General features: G+C 72.4%; 19 protein-coding genes. 4 read left to right on the top strand and 15 right to left on the bottom strand.

Annotated elements, in window-relative coordinates; all coding sequences use genetic code 11:
• Positions 1–23: 23 nt before the first annotated feature.
• The gene (locus IF54_RS0135270) at positions 24–1148 is read left to right on the top strand and encodes an acyl-CoA dehydrogenase family protein (RefSeq protein WP_030326364.1); all 1125 of its coding nucleotides are present in this window, start codon (positions 24–26) and stop codon (positions 1146–1148) included.
• Positions 1149–1236: 88 nt separating this feature from the next.
• The gene (locus tag IF54_RS0135265; RefSeq protein ID WP_030326363.1) at positions 1237–1998 is read left to right on the top strand and encodes an SDR family NAD(P)-dependent oxidoreductase; all 762 of its coding nucleotides are present in this window, start codon (positions 1237–1239) and stop codon (positions 1996–1998) included.
• A gap of 322 nt (positions 1999–2320) precedes the next feature.
• Here IF54_RS0135265 and IF54_RS0135260 read toward each other — a convergent pair whose 3' ends face one another.
• From IF54_RS0135260 to mftA, 9 genes are all read right to left on the bottom strand, one after another.
• Positions 2321–3085, bottom strand: a complete 765-nt coding sequence (locus IF54_RS0135260; protein ID WP_078852219.1) for a hypothetical protein — start codon at positions 3083–3085, stop codon at positions 2321–2323.
• 12 nt (positions 3086–3097) lie between these two features.
• Entirely contained in the window at positions 3098–3646 is a 549-nt protein-coding gene (locus IF54_RS0135255) for a flavin reductase family protein (protein WP_030326361.1), read from the bottom strand.
• Positions 3643–4824, bottom strand: coding sequence for an acyl-CoA dehydrogenase family protein (locus IF54_RS0135250; protein ID WP_030326360.1), 1182 nt, complete (start codon positions 4822–4824; stop codon positions 3643–3645). The genes IF54_RS0135255 and IF54_RS0135250 overlap by 4 nt, the downstream gene beginning before the upstream one ends.
• Positions 4825–4945: 121 nt before the next feature.
• Positions 4946–6331 (bottom strand): mycofactocin biosynthesis glycosyltransferase MftF, encoded by a 1386-nt coding sequence (gene mftF, locus IF54_RS0135245; protein WP_030326356.1) that lies wholly within the window; start codon positions 6329–6331, stop codon positions 4946–4948.
• Positions 6328–7182 (bottom strand): mycofactocin biosynthesis peptidyl-dipeptidase MftE, encoded by an 855-nt coding sequence (gene mftE, locus IF54_RS0135240; RefSeq protein WP_078852218.1) that lies wholly within the window; start codon positions 7180–7182, stop codon positions 6328–6330. The genes mftF and mftE overlap by 4 nt, the downstream gene beginning before the upstream one ends.
• A gap of 2 nt (positions 7183–7184) precedes the next feature.
• Positions 7185–8402, bottom strand: a complete 1218-nt coding sequence (mftD, locus tag IF54_RS0135235; protein ID WP_030326354.1) for a pre-mycofactocin synthase MftD — start codon at positions 8400–8402, stop codon at positions 7185–7187.
• A 5-nt stretch (positions 8403–8407) separates the two neighbouring features.
• Positions 8408–9544, bottom strand: a complete 1137-nt coding sequence (gene mftC / locus IF54_RS0135230) for a mycofactocin radical SAM maturase (protein ID WP_037821039.1) — start codon at positions 9542–9544, stop codon at positions 8408–8410.
• Complete coding sequence (mftB, locus tag IF54_RS0135225; protein WP_030326352.1) at positions 9541–9810, bottom strand: mycofactocin biosynthesis chaperone MftB; 270 nt, start codon at positions 9808–9810, stop codon at positions 9541–9543. The genes mftC and mftB overlap by 4 nt, the downstream gene beginning before the upstream one ends.
• Before the next feature lie 10 nt (positions 9811–9820).
• Positions 9821–9943 (bottom strand): mycofactocin precursor MftA, encoded by a 123-nt coding sequence (gene mftA, locus IF54_RS40805; protein WP_030326350.1) that lies wholly within the window; start codon positions 9941–9943, stop codon positions 9821–9823.
• A gap of 128 nt (positions 9944–10071) precedes the next feature.
• Here mftA and mftG point away from each other — a divergent pair, with 128 nt between their 5' ends.
• Positions 10072–11625 (top strand): mycofactocin system GMC family oxidoreductase MftG, encoded by a 1554-nt coding sequence (gene mftG, locus IF54_RS0135215; protein ID WP_030326348.1) that lies wholly within the window; start codon positions 10072–10074, stop codon positions 11623–11625.
• Positions 11626–11652: 27 nt separating this feature from the next.
• On the opposite strand, the gene IF54_RS0135210 is transcribed toward mftG, so the two are convergent.
• A complete protein-coding gene (locus IF54_RS0135210) occupies positions 11653–12297 on the bottom strand; it encodes a TetR/AcrR family transcriptional regulator (RefSeq protein WP_030326346.1) in 645 nt (214 codons plus the stop codon).
• Positions 12298–12587: 290 nt separating this feature from the next.
• On the opposite strand from IF54_RS0135210, the gene IF54_RS0135205 reads away from it, so the two are divergent.
• Positions 12588–14210, top strand: a complete 1623-nt coding sequence (locus IF54_RS0135205) for a GMC oxidoreductase (RefSeq protein WP_030326344.1) — start codon at positions 12588–12590, stop codon at positions 14208–14210.
• 58 nt (positions 14211–14268) lie between these two features.
• Here the strand turns inward: IF54_RS0135205 and IF54_RS0135200 are convergent, their stop codons facing one another.
• The 5 genes from IF54_RS0135200 to IF54_RS0135180 form a co-directional block, all read right to left on the bottom strand.
• Positions 14269–15363, bottom strand: a complete 1095-nt coding sequence (locus tag IF54_RS0135200) for a class I SAM-dependent methyltransferase (RefSeq protein WP_030326342.1) — start codon at positions 15361–15363, stop codon at positions 14269–14271.
• Complete coding sequence (locus tag IF54_RS0135195) at positions 15360–16550, bottom strand: glycosyltransferase (RefSeq protein ID WP_030326340.1); 1191 nt, start codon at positions 16548–16550, stop codon at positions 15360–15362. The genes IF54_RS0135200 and IF54_RS0135195 overlap by 4 nt, the downstream gene beginning before the upstream one ends.
• Positions 16547–17368: an alpha/beta fold hydrolase gene (locus IF54_RS0135190; protein ID WP_030326338.1), complete on the bottom strand. Its 822-nt coding sequence runs from the start codon at positions 17366–17368 to the stop codon at positions 16547–16549. Before IF54_RS0135190 ends, IF54_RS0135195 begins: the two co-directional genes overlap by 4 nt.
• A gap of 3 nt (positions 17369–17371) precedes the next feature.
• Positions 17372–17695: an acyl carrier protein gene (locus tag IF54_RS0135185; protein WP_030326336.1), complete on the bottom strand. Its 324-nt coding sequence runs from the start codon at positions 17693–17695 to the stop codon at positions 17372–17374.
• Positions 17692–19295: 4'-phosphopantetheinyl transferase superfamily protein (locus tag IF54_RS0135180; RefSeq protein ID WP_037821041.1), on the bottom strand; the 1604-nt coding region annotated here is incomplete at its 5' end. The genes IF54_RS0135185 and IF54_RS0135180, both read right to left, overlap by 4 nt.

Genomic DNA, 19295 nt, shown 5'->3' with positions numbered 1-19295 from the left:
GGACGTGGACCGGGTGGTGACAGGTGGACTTCGAGCTCAGCGAGGAACAGGCCCTGCTGCGTGAGGCCTCGCGCGCCCTGCTCTCGGAGCGGGCTCCGGTGGACCTCGTGCGCGTGTGGGCCGAGCGCGACGAGGACGTCGAGCCCGCGCTGTGGCGGCTGACCGCCGATCTCGGCTGGTCCGGACTGGGCCTGCCCGAGGAGTACGGGGGCACGGGCCAGGGGCTGGTGGAGCTCGCGCTCGTCGCCGAGGAGACCGGGCGCGCGTTGGGACGGGTTCCCCTCGCACCGACGACTCTGGTGGGCCGGGCGCTCGCCGGCGCGGGATCAGCGGTGCTGCGGGCCCAGGCGCTGCCGGCGCTCGCGGCCGGATCGGTCTGGGCCGCCTGGGCGTTCGCGGAACCGCACGCCCCGTGGACGCTCGACGGCGTGCGTGCCACCGCGCGCTGCGAGGGTGACGTGATCGTCCTCGACGGCCTCAAGACCGCCGTCCAGGACGCCGGCGGGGCCCGCTGGCTGCTCCTCACGGCACGGCAGGACGGTGTCCCGGCGTCGTTCCTCGTCGACCGGGACGCCACCGGTGTCACGGTACGGCGCCAGCAGGTGCTCGACACGACCCGCGCCTTCTACGAGGTCCGGTGCGAGGGCGTACGCGTCTCTCACGACCGCCGCATCGGCAGTTCACCGGACGGTATCCAGCGTCTGCTCGACGAGGCGTCGGTGCTGCGGTGCGCGGACGCGCTCGGAGTGATGCACCGCATGCTGGAACTCACCGTCGAACACGTCAGGAGCCGCGTGCAGTTCGGGAAGCCGATCGGGACGTTCCAGGCCGTGAAGCACGCGTGCGCCGACATGGCGCTGCTCGTGCACGGTGCCCGCGCCGCCACCTACTACGCGGCGATGGCCGCCGACGCGGGCGCCCACGACGCGACTCTCGCCGCCTGTGCCGCCGCCTCCCACATCTGCGCCGCCGCCGGTGAAGTGGCGGGGCTTGCCTTGCAGTTACACGGCGGCATCGGGTTCACCTGGGAGCACGACCTCCACCTCTACCTGCGCCGTGCCAGGGCCGACAGCGTGCTCCAGGGGGACGCCGCCGTGCACCGCGACCGGTTGTGCGCCCTGCTGCGGCGGTCCTCCGTGCCCGGGTGAGTCCGTCCGAATCCGTCCGAATCCGTCCGAGCGGCACAAGCGGCACAAGCGGCACAAGCGGCACAAGCGGCACAAGGAAAGGTGTCCGATGGAGATCAAGGGCAAGAAGGCCGTGCTGGTGGGCGGTGCCTCCGGGATGGGGCGGGCCAGCGCGCAGCTGCTGGCGGCCGGGGGCGCCCACATCGCCGTACTGGACCGCCTGGAGTCGGCCGGAGCGGAGGTCGCCGCCGCGCTCGGCGGAAGCTTCCATCCCGTCGACGTGACCGACTTCGAAGCCACGGAGAGCGCGCTGGCCGCCGCCGTGCAGTCGCTGGGCGCCCTGCACGTCTCGATCACCACCGCGGGCGGCGGCACCGTGCAGCGCACGCTCGGCCGCAACGGCCCGCACGATCTGGACGCCTTCCGTCAGGTGCTCGATCTCAACGCCGTCGCGACCTTCAACATCAGCCGGCTCGCCGCCGCGCACATGAGCCGCAACGAACCCGACGGCACAGGCGAACGAGGAGTCATCGTCAACACCTCGTCCATCGCAGCGTTCGAGGGACAGGTGGGCCAGGTCGCCTACACGGCCGCCAAGGCCGCCATCGCCGGCATGTGCCTCACCATGGCACGTGACCTCGGCTCCCTCGGCATCCGCGTGCTCGCCATCGCGCCCAGTCTGTTCGAGACGGGCGCGACCGAGCGGATCTCCTCCGAGTCGCGGGCCGCGCTGGTGAAGGACGCCGCGTTCCCCCGGCGCCTGGGGCGCCCGGAGGAGTACGCGAAACTCGCCCTGGCCATCGTCGACAACCCGATGCTGAACGGGCAGTGCCTGCGGCTGGACGCGGGACAGCGGTTCGGGCCGCGGTAGGCGGCAGGGCCCGGTGTCAGCGGCTGATCACTTGAGCAGGGTGCCCGCGTCGATCGGCAACGTCACACCGGTGATGTGGTGGGCGTCCTCGGGTATTAGGACTGGGAGGCGAGGAAGAGCATGTCCTCCCCTGCCAGGCCTCGGTGGACATCTCGCCCGCGCCGCGACGATGCGCTGGCATTCCCTCTGCAACAAGGGCGCCGTTTCGTCGAGGTCCTCCGATGCCGGCGCCCTCCCCGAGCCAACCGCACGGCGCGCCCGAGGCCCCGGCCGCGCGCCGCACCGGTGATTCAAGGCGATCCGCGTTCGACACGTGACGGCATCATGACGTCGTTTCCTGGGCGAGATCCACCTGTGGTGCTTCCGGTGTTCCCGTCGTCTCCGCGAGGTCCGCCTCCTCGGCCTTGATGGCCCGCAGCAGCACGAGAGGCGTGGCGATTTTCAGTACGAAGTACGCCGTCGCGGGGATTCCGTAGGCGAGGAGTCCGTTCCAGGCCAGCGGTCCGGTCTTGTTGAGGTAGACGAAGGCTCCCGGAATGAGCAGCACCCCGCCCGCAAAGTTGAGGTATCCGAACCAGCGAGGGAAGAGCGGCGGCCGGCGCCGGTCGACGAATGATCCCAGTCCGATCGTCCAGACCTGGAGAACGTAGATGCAGGCGTTGCCGACGTACATGAGCCAGAAGATGTCGCTCATCGCCAGCAGGACGTCGCCGGAATGGCTCTCGGGACGATAGGCCGCGGCGGAGAGTATCGCGAGCGGGAAGAAGAAGCCGATCGGCGCGACGACGCCGGTGGTGAGCTGGGTCATGGACAGCAGACCCCAGCCGCCCTCGATCCGGCGGAGCTGGAGGCTGGTCACAATGACGAAGGGGTACTCGAACGGGAGGACCAGCACCATCAGCACGACACAGGTGAGAATCCCCGTGCGGTGGCCGGTCAGGAACTCGACGACCTCCTGCCGGCTGCTCGTCGGGCTCAGCGGCGGCATGAGTCCGCCGACCGCGAACGCGGCGGCGAATCCGGCCAGCAGGATGAATCCGCCCCATGCCGAGATGCGTTCCAGTCTGATGCGCAGGCTTTGTTCCATCAACGGATCTCCTCAACCACCGATCAGACGGTCCAGCACGAGCATGGAACTCGAGAGGTAATCTCCGTAGCCGCCCCTGAAGAAGAGCAAAGGGGTTCTCATCGATTCGATGCGGAGATCCCTGACACGGCCCACCACCAGGAAGTGATCTCCGATCTCGACGGTGTTCTCCACGGTGCAGTCGACCCACGCGACGATTCCGTCGAGGACCGGATTTCCGAGGGGGGAGGCAGTCCAGCCGACGCCTTCGAACCGGTCTCCTCCCGTCGCCATCTTCCGGGAGAGCCGCTCCTGGTTGCCGGCAAGCGCGTTGGCGCAGAACCGGCCCGCGTCACGGATGCTGCGCAGGGTCGACGAAGAGTGGTTGACCAGGAAGGACACCAGCGGCGGGTCCAACGACACGGACGCAAAGGTGCCCACGATCAACCCCTGCGGACAGGCTTCGGCGTCGGTGGTGGTGATCGCGACCACGCTGGTGGGGAAGTGGCCCAGCACGTCGCGGAACCGCCGCCCGTCGATCCCGTCCGCCGCCGTGCGGTGGCGGGTTCCGCTCTCGCTCATATCAGCACCCGCATCGCCTCGGGCAGTTCAAGTCCCATCTGCGCGAGGGCGTTGGCGTGATACGCGGTCCCGGGCACGTGGATCATGTGCTGGAGACCGACGTGCGCGTCCCGCCAGTACCGCTGGAGCGGGTTGCCGCGCCGGATGGCGTTCCCGCCGGACCGCGCGAAGATCTCGTCCACGGCGGAGACGGCCCGCCACGCGCAACGCACCTGATTGCGGCGGACGTTGGCCCGGTCCTCGACGGTGACCGGCTTGCCGGACTCCACCTGGTCGTACAACCTGCTGATGCCGTCGAGAAGTTGGACGCGTGAGGCGGCGATCTCCGCCGCGGCCTCGCCGGCGGAGTACAGCACGTACGGGTCGTCGCGCACCTGGACTCCGGTCACGGCGACCCGGTCGCGCTGCTGGTCGAGGTGGACGGCCAGCGCGCCCTCGCAGATGCCGATGACTGCGGCGGTGATGCCGAGCGGGAACATGGCGCTGAACGGCAGCTTGTACAAGGGGTCGGTGACCCCGACCGGCTTGGCGGCGGTCCCCTCCATGACCGTGTCCTGCCTGATGGTGCGGTACTCGGGAATGAACGCCCCGTTCACGACGACGTCCTTGCTGCCGGTACCCGCGAGACCGATCACGTCCCAGGTGCCGTCGATGATCTCGTAGTCCGCGCGGGGCAGCACGACGTGCAGCACGCTGATCGGGCCCGCCGGCCTGCCCTTGCCGTCTCCGAGGAGCGCGCCGAGGAAGTCCCAGCTGCCGTGGTCGCACCCCGAGGAGAAGGGCCACCGTCCGCTGAGGACGTATCCGCCGTCCACGGGGTCGGCGACACCGCCCGGCATGTAGGGCGACGCGATCCAGGTGTCCGGGTCGTCGCCCCAGACCTCCTGCGCGAGGCGGGCATCCATCTGGGCCAGCTCCCACGGGTGCACGCCGACGACGCCGCACACCCATCCCGCGGCCCCGTCGTGACGGGCGACCGCCATCACCGCTTCCGCGTAGTCCCGGGGGTGTGCGCCGTAGCCGCCGAACTCCTTGGGCTGGAGCAGGCGGATCACCCCGGCCGAGCGGAGCAGTCCGACGGTCTTGTCGCTCAACTTGCCGAGGGACTCGTTCTCGTCCGCGAGCGCGGCGATCTCGGCCCCGAGCCTCCCGACACGTTCGACCACTTCATGCGCCACGACGCACACCTCCTGCTGACTGGTACCTCGCGTCTGCCGCGTCCCGGCGGCAGGATGCTCTCAGTGTCCGGACCGGATCCCGCCGCCCGCTGGGTGCTTTCCGCTGACCGGGACGGAAGCCTCAGCGGACGATCCTGGGTCGTAGAGCCGCCGTGGAACGGCCCTTGGCGGCGGAGAGCCAGACACCGGTCCCGTACGCGAGGTCGTCGAGACGCCGGGCGACGCCGTAGCGGACGGGGTCGAGGCCGGCGCGGTCGCGGCGGTGTTCGAGGGTGAGGTCGGCGAGGGCGGCGACGGCCGCGGCCCGGCGTGCCCGGCGGGAAGCCGTGCAGGCGAGTGCGGTGAGCGGCCACCAGTGCCGGGTCAGCAGGGCGGAGGCCTGGCCGAGCGCGCCGACGGCTCCGATCGCCGTGAGTCGCAGAGCCAGTCGGTGGGGATGGCTGGTGCCGTCGAGCTTGCGGGCGATCCGCAACGCGGTCGCCCCGGCGACGGCCCCGGCGACGGGCAGCGACCAGCGGCGCTGGGCGAGCAGCGCCGCGAGGAACGCCGCGCTCCACGGGGCGAGCTCGGCCGGCGCGATGAACTCGGGATGCCGCTCGGCGAGCGGCTGCGCCCCGGTGCCGTACACGAGCTTGCGCAGGAACCAGTCGTCGAGGCGCGCCCGGTGTTCGTGCGCCGCCCGCGCGGACGGCTCGTAGCGCACCCGGTGTCCCTGCTTGATCAACCGCCAGCACAGGTCGACGTCCTCCCCCACCCGCAGGCTCCCGTCGAAGCCGTCCGTCAGGGCGTCGACCCTGGCCACGGCGCAGGCCGTGGAGGCCCAGGAGACGGGACTGCCCGGGCGGACGGCGGCCGGGTGGTGGCCGAGGTCCAGGGAGGAGCGGGCGTTCTCGTACCGTCCGATCCAGCCGTCCGCCGGGCCCGGCAGTCCGGTGATGCGGGGTACGGCCAGGGCGACCCGCGGGTCGGCGAAGTGCCGGAGCAGGGTCGGGACGGTGTCGGGGTGGAGGACGACGTCGGAGTCGGTGAAGACCGCGAACGGGGTGGTGACGTGCCGTAGCCCGGCGTTGCGGGCAGCGGCCGGCCCGGCGTTGACGGGCAGGGTGACGAGCCGGGCCCCGTGCAGGGCGGCGACGGCGGCGACCGCCGCCGGACGGCGCGAGGCGTCGTCGACCACGATCACCGGGTGGCCCGTCCCGACACTGCCGAGCAGCCGGTCGAGTTGACGCGGCCGGTCACGGACCGGCACGACGACGCTGTACGGCGGGTGGGGCTGCGCGGGGAGCGCGCTGACGACGGGATTGGCCATGCCGAGTTCGAGCAGCCGGTCCGCCAGCAGCGCGCTCGCCGCGTCCCGTACGGCGATCCGCCGCCCGGCGAGCAGCCGCCGGGCTCGCGGGGTGAGCCGGATCAGCCGGGTCGGAAAGCCCCCGACGAGCGCCCGACCGCCGTCAACGGCCCTGGTGTGCCGGTCGAGTTCGACGACAAAGCCGACGGGCAAGGTCATCGGCGGGGTCCCTGTGTTCCTGCGTCCGCTTTCCCCGCGTCCACGGCATCGCCCGCCGGGGGCGCGGGGCTGTGACACACGCGGCTCCGCCTCGCGGGCGCGACCAGCCCCGACGGCGCCGCAGACGACGCGCACAGCGCGGCGCCCGCGGCGATCCGGCGCACGACGGCCGACACCATCGTGTCCAGGATCCGCCGCCCCTCCTCGGCCGTCGCCCCGGTCGGGTCACCCAGTACACCGGACGGAGAGAGCGCGCGCACGCCACGGGCCATCAGCTGAGGCATCAGGGAGGCCAGCGGGCGCGTGTCGCCCGCGACGGCCGCGTCGAGCCGCACGCTCTCTCGGGCGAGGTGCAGCATCACCGACGTCTCCGTGCGGCCGGCGTGCGCGTCTGCCCCGGGCACCTCGCAGCCGGCCCAGGCGACGTCGTGGCCCTCCTCGCGCAGATGGGCGACGGCCCGTTCCAGGGTGGGGAGGTTGCCGCCGTGACCGGTGACGAAGACGACCCGCCCCGCCCACAGCGCCAGGGAGCGCGCCAGCTCCACCAGCACCGCGTCCAGGGCCTCGTGTCCGATCGAGACGGTGCCGGGAAAGCCGGCGTGCTCACCGCTGGCACCGTAGGCGAGCGCCGGTGCCACCAGCGGCGGGACACCCGGCCACGAGGCCAGTGTGTCGGCCGCCGCCCGGGCCACCGCTCCGGCGATCACCGTGTCGGTGTCGAGCGGCAGATGCGGCCCGTGCTGCTCGGTGGACCCGATCGGGACGAGGACCAGGGCACCGCCGGGGACGTCCGGCCAGGCGGTGTGCGCCAGTTGGCCGCCGGCCGGGGGGAGCGGATCGTCCGGTGCCATGGTCAGACCGCCGACGGCCGGTCAGCCGCCGCCTCGGCCGACGTGCCGACGCCCAGTGCCAGAGCGAACCCCGCCGGTATCACCAGGTCGTCCGGGCACAGCTCGCGCACGCAGGAGTGGCCGAGTCCGCGGACGGCGGAGTCGAGTCCGCCGCGCAGGATGTCCAGCACGTTCTCCACGCCCGCCTGCCCGTTCGCCGCCAGACCCCACAGAGGGGCACGGCCGATCAACACGGCCCGGGCGCCGAGCGCGAGGGCCTTGGCCACGTCGCCCCCTCGTCGTACGCCGCCGTCCATGAGGACCTCCACCTCGTGGCCGACCGCTGCCGCGATCGCCGGCAGCAGGCGGACCGCGGCCGGGGTGGTGTCCAGGTTGTTGCCCCCGTGGTTGGACACCGACAGGCCCGACACCCCGGCGTCGACCGCCCGCTCGGCGTCGTCCACCCGGGTCACGCCCTTCAGGAGGAAGGGCCCGCCCCACTCCTTGCGCAGCCACGCGATGTCCTCCCACGTCGGCGGCGCGGTCCGCATCCATTCGCCGTAGGCCCCGAAGAAGCCGGGCGCCTCGCCGCCGGGGGGCCGCATGTTGGGCACCGTGAGGTCGGGGGCGCGGCCGGACCGCGCGTACTTCCACAGCCATCCGGGGCGGGGCAGCACGTCGGGGGCGAACCGCAGGGCCGTCCGCCAGTCGAGGCGCTCGGGGATGGCCGGACTCCCCCAGTCGCGGCCGTGGGAGAAGGACCAGTCGAGGGTGACGATCAGGGCCTTGGCACCGGCCTGCCTGGCCCGGTCCATGCGCTGCACCATCGACTCACGGGTGCCGCTCCAGTACAGCTGGAAGAAGGTGTCCGTCTGGGCGGCGACGACCTCTTCCACCGGTTTGCTCGCGAACGAGCTGAGCCCCATGATGACGCCCCGCGCCGCAGCGGCACGCGCCACGGCCACCTCGCCGTCCGGGTCCACCGCCTGCACCCCGGTCGGGGAGATGAGCACGGGCAGAGCTGTCGGCACGCCCAGCACCGTCGTGGACAGGTCACGTTCCGCGTGATGGCCGACGACCCGTGGGGCGAAGCCCAGTTCGGCGAAGGCCGCGATGTTGTCGTCGATGGTGCGACCGCGTTCCGAGCCCGCGACGAGCGCGCCGTAGACCGTGCTCGGCAGCCGCTTCCTGGCCCGGCGCTGCGCCTCGGCCACCGACTCGAACCAAGGGTTCCGGCGCATCCGTCTCACCCCTCCGCACGGCGCGTGAGCACCAGGTCGACCGGGCCCGGACGCCGGGAATGGTCCACGGTGGGCCGGGGGCGAGGCTGCGGGCCTCCGGCGAGCCGCTTCTCGCCGTGCCCCTGGACGCATTCCGGGTCGGGGCCGTCCAACGGCAGCCCGGTGAAGAACTTCGCCGCCATGCAGCCGCCCTTGCAGGCGTCGTAGAAGCCGCAGGAACCGCAGGCACCCGCGTGCTGCGGGCTGCGCAGCCGCCGGAACAGCCCCGAGGCACGCCATACGCCCGTGAAGCCGCCGAGGTCGCGGACGTTCCCGGCGAGGAACTCCTCGTGGAGGGCGAACGGGCACGCGTAGACGTCGCCGACCGGGTCGATCAGGCAGACGACGCGTCCGGCACCGCAGAGGTTGAGGCCGGGCAGCGCCTCCCCGTAGGCCGACAGGTGGAAGAAGGAGTCCCCGGTCAGCACCTGCTCGCCGTGCGCCAACAGCCAGTCGTACAGGACGCGTTGTTGCGCGGCCGTCGGATGCAGGTCGTCCCAGACGTCGGTGGCTCGCCCGGAAGGGCGCAGCCGGGTCAACCGCAGCTGGGCCCCGTGGCGGTCGGCCAGCGCCTTGAGTGCGTCCAGTTGCGGGATGTTGTGGCGGGTGCAGACGACGGAGAGCTTGAAGTTCTTCACTCCGGCGGCGCTCAGGTGTTCCATCGCCCGCACCGCCGTGGCGTACGAACCGGTCCCGCGCACTGCGTCGTTGACGTCGGCGGTGGCGCCGTCGAGAGAGATCTGGACGTCCACGTAGTCGTTGCGGGCCAGCCGTTCGGCGGCCCGCGGGGTGATCCGGACGCCGTTGGTGGAGAACTTGACGCCGACGTGGTGGCCGGTGGCGTACTCCAGGAGGTCCCAGAAGTCAGCGCGGACGGTGGGTTCGCCGCCGCCGATGTTGACGTAGAAGACCTGCATGGCCTCCAGTTCGTCGATGACGGTCTCGGCCTGCGCGGTGCACAGTTCGCGGGGGTCACGGCGGCCGGAGCTGGACAGGCAGTGGGCGCAGGCCAGGTTGCAAGCGTAGGTCAGTTCCCAGGTGAGGCAGATCGGCGCGTCGAGCCCGTGCTCGAAGTGATCGACCAGCCGTGACGTGGTGGTCATGAGGCCCTCCCGACGAGCATCGACGACTCGGCGAGCGCGGCCAGCGCCCGCCCGTAGCGCGGCAGTTCGCTCTCCTCCACGCCGGCGGACTGGCAGGCGGCGCGGGCCGTGGGCGCGTGGGCGAGGGACTGGACGACCGCGAGCAGACGGCGGTCCTTGAGGAAGGTGAGCCTGCGGGTGCCGAAGTGGTAGAGCAGCGCGCCGAAGGGTTCCGGACGCACCGAGACCTGCGGGTGCACGTCCCAGGGGCGGTCGAGGTCTGTCATGGGGTCCCGCCTAGTAGACGCCGCACATGCCGTCGATGGAGATCTCCTCGATGAGGTCGTCGGCCTCGATCAGTGACTCCTCCGGTACGGCGGCCTCGGGCTCGTCGGCGGGAACCGTGCAGGGTTCGGTCATACGGCACTCCCTCGGCGTCATCGGTTCGCCCGACCGTAATGACACCGCGGGCCGAAACCGAAGCACCGGTCCCGTTCACCGGAACGCGGACGTGCGGTCGCTCCTCGCCGTGCGTTGGATCGCTGCTCATGGAGCTGCCGAGCCGCCCCGATGTCGTCGTCGTGGGTGCCGGAGGCAGCGGCGCCGTGCTCGCGGCACGGCTCAGCGAGGACCCCGGCCGTACCGTGATGGTTCTGGAGTCGGGTCCGGTGCCGGAGCAACTCGCCGCCTTCGCATCCGAGTTGCTGGACGCACGGCTGGTGCCCGGGGCGCGGCCCGGCCATCTCGCCGTCCAGGCATACCCGGTACGCCTCACTGCGCAGCGGGCCTACACCGTCCCCCGTGGCCGCTTCCTCGGCGGCTCGACCACGGTCAACGGCGGGTACTTCGTGAGAGCCCGGCACGAGGACTTCGGCCGCTGGTCGGACGCGGGCGGTGCCGCCTGGTCGTACGAACGGGTGCTGCCGTTCCTGCGGGCCCTGGAGACCGATCTCGACTACGGCACCGACGAACTGCACGGCGGCGACGGGCCGATGCCAGTGCGCCGCACCGGTCTGTGCCACCCCGCCACGGCCGCGTTCCGGGCTGCCGCGAGCCAACTCGGCTTTCCCGAGGAGCCCGACAAGAACGCCCCCTGCGCGCCCGGGTTCGGCCCGGTGCCGTCCAACACGGTGGACGGAGTGCGCCTCAACACCGGTGTCTGCTACCTCCTGGCCGCGCTCGGGCGCCCCAACCTGCGGGTGGTGGGTGGCAGTACGGTCAGCCGGATCGTCGTCGAGGGCGGCCGGGCGACCGGGGTGATCGTCGAGCGTGAAGGCCACCCCGTCAGCGTTGCGGCCGGTGAAGTCGTGCTCTGTGCCGGGGCGTTCGGCTCGCCCCATCTGCTGCACCTGTCGGGCATCGGGCCGCGCTCCGACCTGGAACGGCTCGGCCTACCCGTCGTCAGGGACGCGCCCGCCGTCGGTGCCCGATTCGGCGACCACCCCCAGGTGGCCGTGGAGTGGGTGCCGCGCCGCCCCCTGCCGGAAGCCGTCGGCACCTGGCTCGGCGGCGTCCTGCACCTGGCGTCGTCCGACGGCGGGAACCCGGGCGACCTGGAGATACTCCAGTCGCTCGTCCCCCTGCCCGGGCTGCTCGGCGGAACGGTGACCGTCCCCGGCGCGCCCCACGTGTTCCTGGTCTCCGACCAGTCCCCGCGCCTGACGGGCCGGCTGCGGACCCGGTCCGCCGATCGGGCCACGCCCCCGGACATCGACTACGGATATCTGTCGAGCGGCGCGGACCGGCGACGCCTGCGCGAGGCGGTGCGGGCCACCGCGGCACTCCTCGCCACCAGGGCGTTCGGTGAGGTGTCCGCCGGGCTCGTGGAACCCGGGCCCCGGGTGCTGGACGACGACCGTCTGCTCGACCGGTGGATCCGCGCCCGGCTCGGCACGTCCCAGCACACCTGCGGCACGGTCCCGCTGGGCCCGGCCGACGATTGCCGGGCGGCCGTCGACCACTACGGCAGGGTGCACGGGATCCGCGGTCTGCGGGTCGCGGACACGTCGATCCTGCCCACGGCCCCGTCGCGCGGCCCGGCGGCGACCGCCGTCCTCGTCGGCGAACTCGTCGCCGACGCCATGCGGCGCGGTCTCGCCTGAAGCGGCTCGGGGGCGGTCCGCCCGGCTCTAGGAGAGCCAGGTGCGAGCGGAGGCCGCCGAGGACTCGGCCACCATGTGCAGGGCGTGGGTCAGGGTTGCCCCCAGGGAGGGGCCGGACGGCCGGTCGGCGCGCAGGGCCCAGTCCTCCACGGCGATGCGCAGCGCCGCGTTCAGCATGCCCGCCTCCACGCGTACGGCGAGGTCCTGCTCGGACCGGCCGGTGTCCTCGGCGATCAGCCGGGCGAACCCGGCTTCGGCGTCGAAGTGGGCGTCCAGCCAGACGGCGCGCAGTCCGGGTTCGTCCCGGCTCAGGCGTACGAGGTCCCGCAGCGCCTCCACGGGCCGCGCGGAGAGCGCGTCGGACCCGTCGACGCCCACGGTCACGTCGGCGAGCGAGCCGTCCTTTCTCCGGTGGGCCCGCAGGCACTCGGTCGCCAGCTCGATGCCCGCGGCGAGCAGCGGACGTACGCACTCCTCCTTAGAGCGGAAGTAACGCCACAGCGTGCGGGTGGAGATGCCGGCGGCCACGGCGATGTCCTCCGCCGTGGTGGCCGCCACGCCCTGGGTGACGAAGAGCCTGAGCGCCTCCTCGGCGATCTCCCCGCGCGTCATCTCCCGGCGCCGCTCCGTGAGCGGCGGCCGGCCCGCGCGGCCGGGGGCTTCCGCGACCATGTGTCCCCACCTCCACACATCCGCGTCAACCCTAACGAGCTTGTGCGCGGTTGCCAGTGACGTGGGGCGAAGTGCGCTTCTTCGTCGCTGTGTTGCGCTCACTTCATGGCATGGTGCGACTTTATGGCGCACCGCGACACGAGCTGCTACCGTGGCGCCTCGTCGCAGAAGCATGCACGCGTCAAGCACGCACGTCGCTTCGCCCGGGTGAGATCGCTTCTCCCCTTTCACTGCCGGCCCTTGTTGGGCCCGTGTTCCACGAACGGCCCACCCCCCGACGGGAGTCCCCCATGTCCCGGAATGCCTCCTCCTCCGTTCCGCCTTCCCCCTCCGGCATCAGCCGTCGCCGGGTGCTCGGTACGACCGCCGCTCTGGGCGCCGCCGCGCTGGGCGCTGTCGGTACGGCCCGAACGGCGACAGCCGGCACCAGAGCTGCCGTGACCGAGCGGCGGGTCAGGGCCGTCGTCGTGGGCACCGGCTTCGGCGGCGGCGTGACCGCGCTCCGGCTGGCGCAGGCCGGGGTGCCCAGCCTGGTCCTGGAGCGCGGACGGCGCTGGGTCACCGGCCCCAACGCGACCACGTTCTGCCGCTTCGCGAACATGGACAACCGCTCGGCCTGGCTCACCGACCACTCCATCGTCCCCGGCGTCGACAAGACCTGGACGCCGTACACCGGTGTCATCGAGGCCGTCGAGGGCAACGGCATGACCGCCAACGTCGGCGCGGCGGTCGGCGGGGGCTCGATCACCTACCACGGGATGACCCTGCAGCCGACGAAGGAGAACTTCACGCGCTCCATCCCCAGGGCCGCCGACTTCTACGACGAGCTGGACCGGGTGGCGTACCCGACGGTCTCCCGCATGCTGGGCGTCTCCCCCATCCCCGACGACCTGCTGGCCTCCGACTCCTACAAGTCCTCCCGGCTCTTCCGGGACGTCCTGCCCAAGGTGGGCCTGACGCCGTTCAAGGTGCCCCTGCCCATCGACTGGCGTTACGCCCGCGGCGAGTTGACCGGCCAGTACACCCCGACGTACACCACGAGCGACGTCGCCTTCGGGGTGAACAACGGCGGCAAGCACTCCATCGACGTCACCTATCTCGCGCAGGCCGAGCTGACCGGCCTGGTGGAGGTGGCGCCCCTGCACGTCGTCCAGGACCTCGCGATGGACGCGAACAAGCGCTGGGTGCTGTCTGTCGACCGCATCGACACCGGCGGCGCCGTCCAGGAGCGGATCCGCGTCACCGCCGACGCGGTGTTCCTCAACGCGGGCTCGCCCGGCACCACCCGGCTACTGGTCAAGTCGCGTGCCAAGGGCCTGGTTCCCGACCTGCCGGACGCCATCGGGACCAAGTGGGGCAACAACGGCGACCGGATCTGGGCCTGGCTCAACCCCAACGGCGACGCCGGCACCCGTCAGGGCGGCCCGGCGTGCATCGGCGCCACCGACTCCGGCAGTCCCATTCCGTACACCCTCATCCACGCGGGCTCGCCCGCCCCGGCCCCCGGTGTCACCGTCGTCACCGTCGTCGGCTACGGCATCGTCGACGGCGTGGGCACCTGGGCCTACGACGCGGACAAGGACGACGCGGTGCTGACCTGGCCGGTCACCGGGGACACCGTGCTCCAGGCACTGATCGCGGCCCGCATGGAGGCCATCGCGCTGGCAGGCGGCGGCCTCATGGTGGACACCAACGCCACCGCGCCCTCCACCTGGCATCCCCTGGGCGGCGTACCCATGGGCGAAGCCCTCGACCTCTACGGCCGCGTCCTCGGCCACAAGGGCCTCTACGTGCTGGACGGCGCCCGCATTCCCGGCTCGACGGGCGCCTGCAACCCGTCCTTCACGATCGCCGCACTCGCCGAGCACAGCATGGCGACCATCGTCCGCCAGGATGTCGGACGCGTCTTCTGACGCGCCTTCCGAAACGGACGCCGCCGGCCCCGGTACGGGGCCGGCGGCGTCACGCAGCTCACTCCCGGCGGGCCACCAACCGGTAGGCGTTGGACAGGCCGAGGGGCCGGGCCACGGGCTTGACGACGCAGCGGTCGAGCAGGGCGGCCAGGAGCAGGGCCGGGATACCGGCGGTCTGTGTGATGGCGCGCAGGGCGCGGCGCAGGGCCGTCGGCGGGGCCGGCCGCCAGGGCAGGTCCTCGCCCGGGGCGACCGCGTCCAGGGCCAGCCAGACGGCCGCCAGGAGGTCGACGGGGTCGTGCGGGTCGGCGTGCTGTTCGGCCACCACCGTGAAGCCGAGGTTCCGTAGTCTGCGCCGCAGGTTCTCCACCGGGACGAGGTGCAGATGCTGCGGTTGCAGCCAGGGCAGCCACCAGCGGCCCAGGAGGCGGGCGTAGCCGCTCTCGGGGTCCGGGACCTCGATCAGCAGGTGGCCGCCGGGGCGGATCACCCGGTGCGCGGCCCGCAGTTCACGGTCCGGGGCGGTGCTGTGCTCCAGGTAGTGGAACATGCTGACGACCTCGTAGCGGCCCGAGAGCTCCGGTGCCAGGTCGGGAAAGCTGCCGCGGTAGCCGCGTTCCACGCGGCAGGCCCGTTCGGCGAGTTCGGCTCCGTCGGTGAAGTCCAGCCCGTCGAAGATCGTGTGCGGGAAAACGGTCCTGGCTGCCGCGCAGAAGTGACCGTGGCCGGTGCCGACGTCCAGCCAGTTCTCGGGGGCGGAGGCGAAGGGGAGCAGGGATTCGGCACGTCGCACGTACATCCTCGTGCGGCGCGCGAAGGTGTCGCCGCGCTGCTTCTCCCCCAGGCCGTCGTAGAAGTCCCGGTAGTAGAACTCCAGGCCGGCCTCGCTGAGCCGCGGGTTCTGGAAGACGTGGCGGCAGTCCTCGCACCGGTCGAGGACGAAGCGGCCGGGCTTGTGCTGGATGAGGTCCGTGGTCCGCAGCCGGGTCGTCAGCCGGGGCGAGTCGCACCACGGGCAGGCGTCGCGCCGCGGTTCGAAGAAGCGGCTCAGGCCTTCGGCGAGGTCGGCACGGTAGACGGGCCGCAGTGCGTCGACCTGTTCGGCGCGGCTGGGGGACGGCGGCGCGTGGTCAGTTTCGGGTTCGTTGTTCATTGGTTCTCCGGAGGGAGCGCACCGCGAGCCAGTCGCTCCAGGTGGGTGGCGGCCGCCGCGCTGCCGCCGGCTGCGCGGAACGCCGTACGGATCCGGTCGGCCGCCACGCGATGGGTGGGCTCGTACAGTGCGGCGTCCAGGGCGGCGCCCAGCCGTCCGGCGGTGACTCGGCCGAACCTGACCCGGACGCCCGCTCCCGCGTCGGTCACCTGTCCGGCCACGACCGGCTGGTCGTCACGGATGGGGGCCACGACGAGGGGGACGCCATGCCAGAGGGACTCGCACACGGTGTTGTGACCGGCGTGGCAGACGACGGCGTCCGCCCTTTCCAGAAGCTGGAGTTGGGGGACGGAGGGAAGGACCAGGACGCTCTTGTCCTGGAGGGGCGGGCCGAGGACGCACCCGGGGTCCGTGATCACCGCCTGAAGCCGGTCGGTCCGTTCGCGCACCGCGGCCAGGCACTCGCTGAGGAAGCGGGCGCCGATGTCGGTGTTGGCGGTGCCGAGCGTCACGAGGACGGTGGAGCGGGAGGTGTCGAGCCAGTCCCAGGGGAAGTCGGACCCGCCGGGCCGCTCCGTGATCGAGGGGCCCACATAGCGGATCCGGGGCTCCTGCCGGGCGTCCGGTCCCACGAACTCCGGAGTGGTGAAGACGAGGACCAGGTGGGGGGAGAAGCGCGGGTCGGCGGTGCCCGCCGGGTCGCCGATCCGGGCCCGCAGGCCGTGCAGCTGGTCGTCCAGCCAGACCGCGATCTTCGGCATCCGGGCCAGGACGTCGGTGAACTCGGCCGAAGTGGTGGCCGAGGTGGCCCAGGGCACACCCAGCCGCTCGGCCACCAGCCCGCCGGCGAGGGCCTGTTGGTCGGCGACCACGGCGTCGGGCCCGAACTCCTCGACCGCGTCCCGTACACCGAGGGCCATGTCCTCGGCCAGCGGTACCAGGAAGTGCTGCCAGAGGAACTTCATGGCTTCCGGCCCTCTCAGGTCCGGCGGACGTACGCCGTCCCTCGGCACCGGCCCCGCGCACGGGAACACCACGGCTGCCGACCCGGCCAGCCGCCGGACGAGTGTCGGATCGGCGCAGGCCCAGGCCGACTCGTGGCCGCGGGCGGCGAGTTCGGCCGCCACGCCGGCCGCCGGGTTGATGTGCCCGACCAACGGCGGTACGACGAACAGGAATCGGCTCACCGGGCCGCCACCCCGGCCACGCCCTCCGCGTCGGCCGCTCCGACGAGGGCCAGGACGTGGTCACCGACCGTCCCCGGCGCCTCCACCAGCACGGAGTGCTCGTGCCCCGGCAGCACCACCGTCCGGCAGTCGGGCAGCAGCGACCGGAGCCACGGGGCCAGTTCGGCCAGGTCGGAGTCGCCGCCGTACAGGCCGAGCACCGGGCAGCCCACGGAGCGGATCTCGTCCTCCGTCAGCACCCGGCTGGCCGGGATGTCGCGGGCGAGCGTGGTCTCCCGGGCCAGGCGGGCCGCGCCCTTGGCGAGGCGGGCGGTGTTGTGGCTGCGGTGGGCGGTGATCCAGGCGAGCGCGTCGGCCTCGTTGTACGCCAGCTCGTGCATCACCCGGTGCAGAATGCCGCCGAGTTTCGGCGCCCAGGTCGCGGTGGCCGGTTCCGACTCGATCAGGGTGACGCTCGCCGCCCGGTCCGGGCGGCGAGCGGCGTAGCCGAAGGCGATCGTGCCGCCGAAGGAGTTGCCGACGAGGTGGACCGGGCCGGTGATCTCCAGCCGGGCGAGCAGGGCCTCCAGGTCGTCGATGTGGTGGTCCAGGGTGTAGCCGCTCGCCGGGCGTCCGCTGCGGCCGTGGCCCCGCAGGTCGTACATGACGACGTCGAGTCCGGCCGCGGCGAACCGCGGGGCGACGGTGAAGTAGTAGCTGGCCAGGCTGTCGGTGAGCAGCCCGTGGACAAGGACGACCGTCCCGGTGGCCGGGCGGCCGTCCCGGTGGCCCATCCGCTCTACGTTCAACCGGAGTTCAGCAGTCTCGATCAGTGCCATGGTTCAGCACGCCTCCGCTGCCTTCAGGCTCCGCACAACGTGCTCCACGAGCCGGCCGACAGTGAGCTGGATGATCTCGTCGAGCTCCATGCCGGCCAGGAACTCGGCGAGGTTGACGTGTTCGCCGTAGCGCTCGTGCAGCAGGCCCGCGAGTGTCACCAGGTCGATGCTCTCCAGCTCTAGGTCGCGGTTGAAGGTGGTCGCCATGCCGATCTCGACGTCGTCGAGGCCGTATTCGTCCTCCAGCAGCCCGGCGAGCATGCCGGTGATGGCGGCGAGGACCGCGTCCTCGTCCGTGGCGGTCGGCAGGTGGGGGGTCGGGGTCATCGGTCGTACGTCTCCTCTTCGTGCGTCGAGCCGGTCGTCCAGGCCACGATGTAGTCCCTGTCGGGCAGGCCGGGGGGATTGCCGGTGCGCGTGTGGCGCACGCTGTACACGCGCTTCAGGCGTCCCAGGACCAGCAGCCGATCCCCGTCGGCCACTTCGACGACCGCGAAGTCCCGTGGCCGGCCGCCGAATCCCGTGCCCTCCGCCTTCACGACCGCCTCCTTGGCGGCCCAGAACCGGGTGAACCACAGGGCCTCGGGCTCTCCCGTGACGGCGGACCGCTCGCGCAACAGCGCGAGTTCGCCTCCTCCCAGGGCGGTGCTGAGCGTGGCGGCGTCGCGCTCGGCGACCTCCTCGATGTCGATGCCCGGTCCCGGTCCGGGGCCGGTGGTGCGCGGCCGTACGATCGCGACCCCGGCCTCGGCCCGGTGGGCCAGCGACACGTCCAGCGCAGGCAGCGTGCGGCCGTGCAGACCGGTGACGCGGGGGCGGCCCGACTCGTCGTTGCGGACCCGGATCTCCGCCGGGAAGACCGGCCCCTCGCCGTGGTCCCACAGCCACCGCCGTACGGCGTCCTTGACCGCGATCCGGCCGAGCAGCCACTGCCGACGGCCGCGCGGGGCGTGCGCGGCGTACTCCGCGCGTTCCGCGCCGCTCAGCAGGTTGCGCATGATCAGCTCGCGTGAGGCGAGGTCGGGCCACCGCTCGTGCACGAGCGACCAGCCGCCGGGGCGGGCCTCGGAGAGCAGGTTGCGTTCCGGGAAGCGCCCGGCGGCCCGGATCCGCGGGTCGTTGTCGAAGCGGCGGTCCCGCCAGCCGGTGAGCTCCGCCCACACCTCGCCGTGGACGGTCAGCTGTACGTCGGCCTCGAGTACCGCGTCGGTGAGCGAGGTGACGCTCACCAGGCACTCCACCTCCGTACCGGGGCGCGGGTGAGGACCGTAGAACCGCAGTTCCCGTATCTGGACCGGGAAGACGACGGACCGCTCGGGACGTGTCGCCATGATCCAGTAGCCGAGGATCTGCCCGACGTTGTCGAGCAGGGCGCCCGGCGCGGGAGGCGTGGTGATCACGCCGCGCACGTGCCGCTCGCCGATGGCGGTGAGTTCGGTGACGCCCTGGAACAGCGGGCCGTGGAACATCCAGCGTTCGGTGTAGAGCTGGGCGGCGGTGTGGTCGGGGGCGCGTTCGGACGTGGGGTCCGTACGCCGGCGGGGAGGGCGTTGGGTGGGGTGGCGGTCGGCGACTTCGACCACGGCACGGGCGCCGGGGCCGAACGTGACCGCGAGACGCCCCGGGCCGTCGCCGGTCACCGTGACCGGTACGTCGACCGGCGGGGTGGCCGTCAGCCACTGGTCGAAGCGGGCCCCGTGCACGGCGACCGCCCGCTTGCCGGGGGCGGCCCGCTCCGCCGTCTCCATCATGTGGTGGACGATCGTCGTCGCCGGCACGACGGGCCAGCGGTCGGCCACGTCGGGCCAGCCGGGGCGCTGCGGGAAGAAGCAGTGGTCGAGGAGGTACGGCATGGTGTCGGGGGACACGTGGACGGTGGTGCGGTGATGTGAGGGGGGAGCAGAAGGGGCGGGGGGAGCAGAAGGGG

This window comes from Streptomyces sp. NRRL B-3229 (assembly GCF_000719505.1).
Lineage (GTDB): Bacteria > Actinomycetota > Actinomycetes > Streptomycetales > Streptomycetaceae > Streptomyces > Streptomyces griseorubiginosus.
The sequence above is the reverse complement of the archived record's forward strand: the minus strand, read 5'-3'. Positions and strand labels throughout refer to the sequence as shown.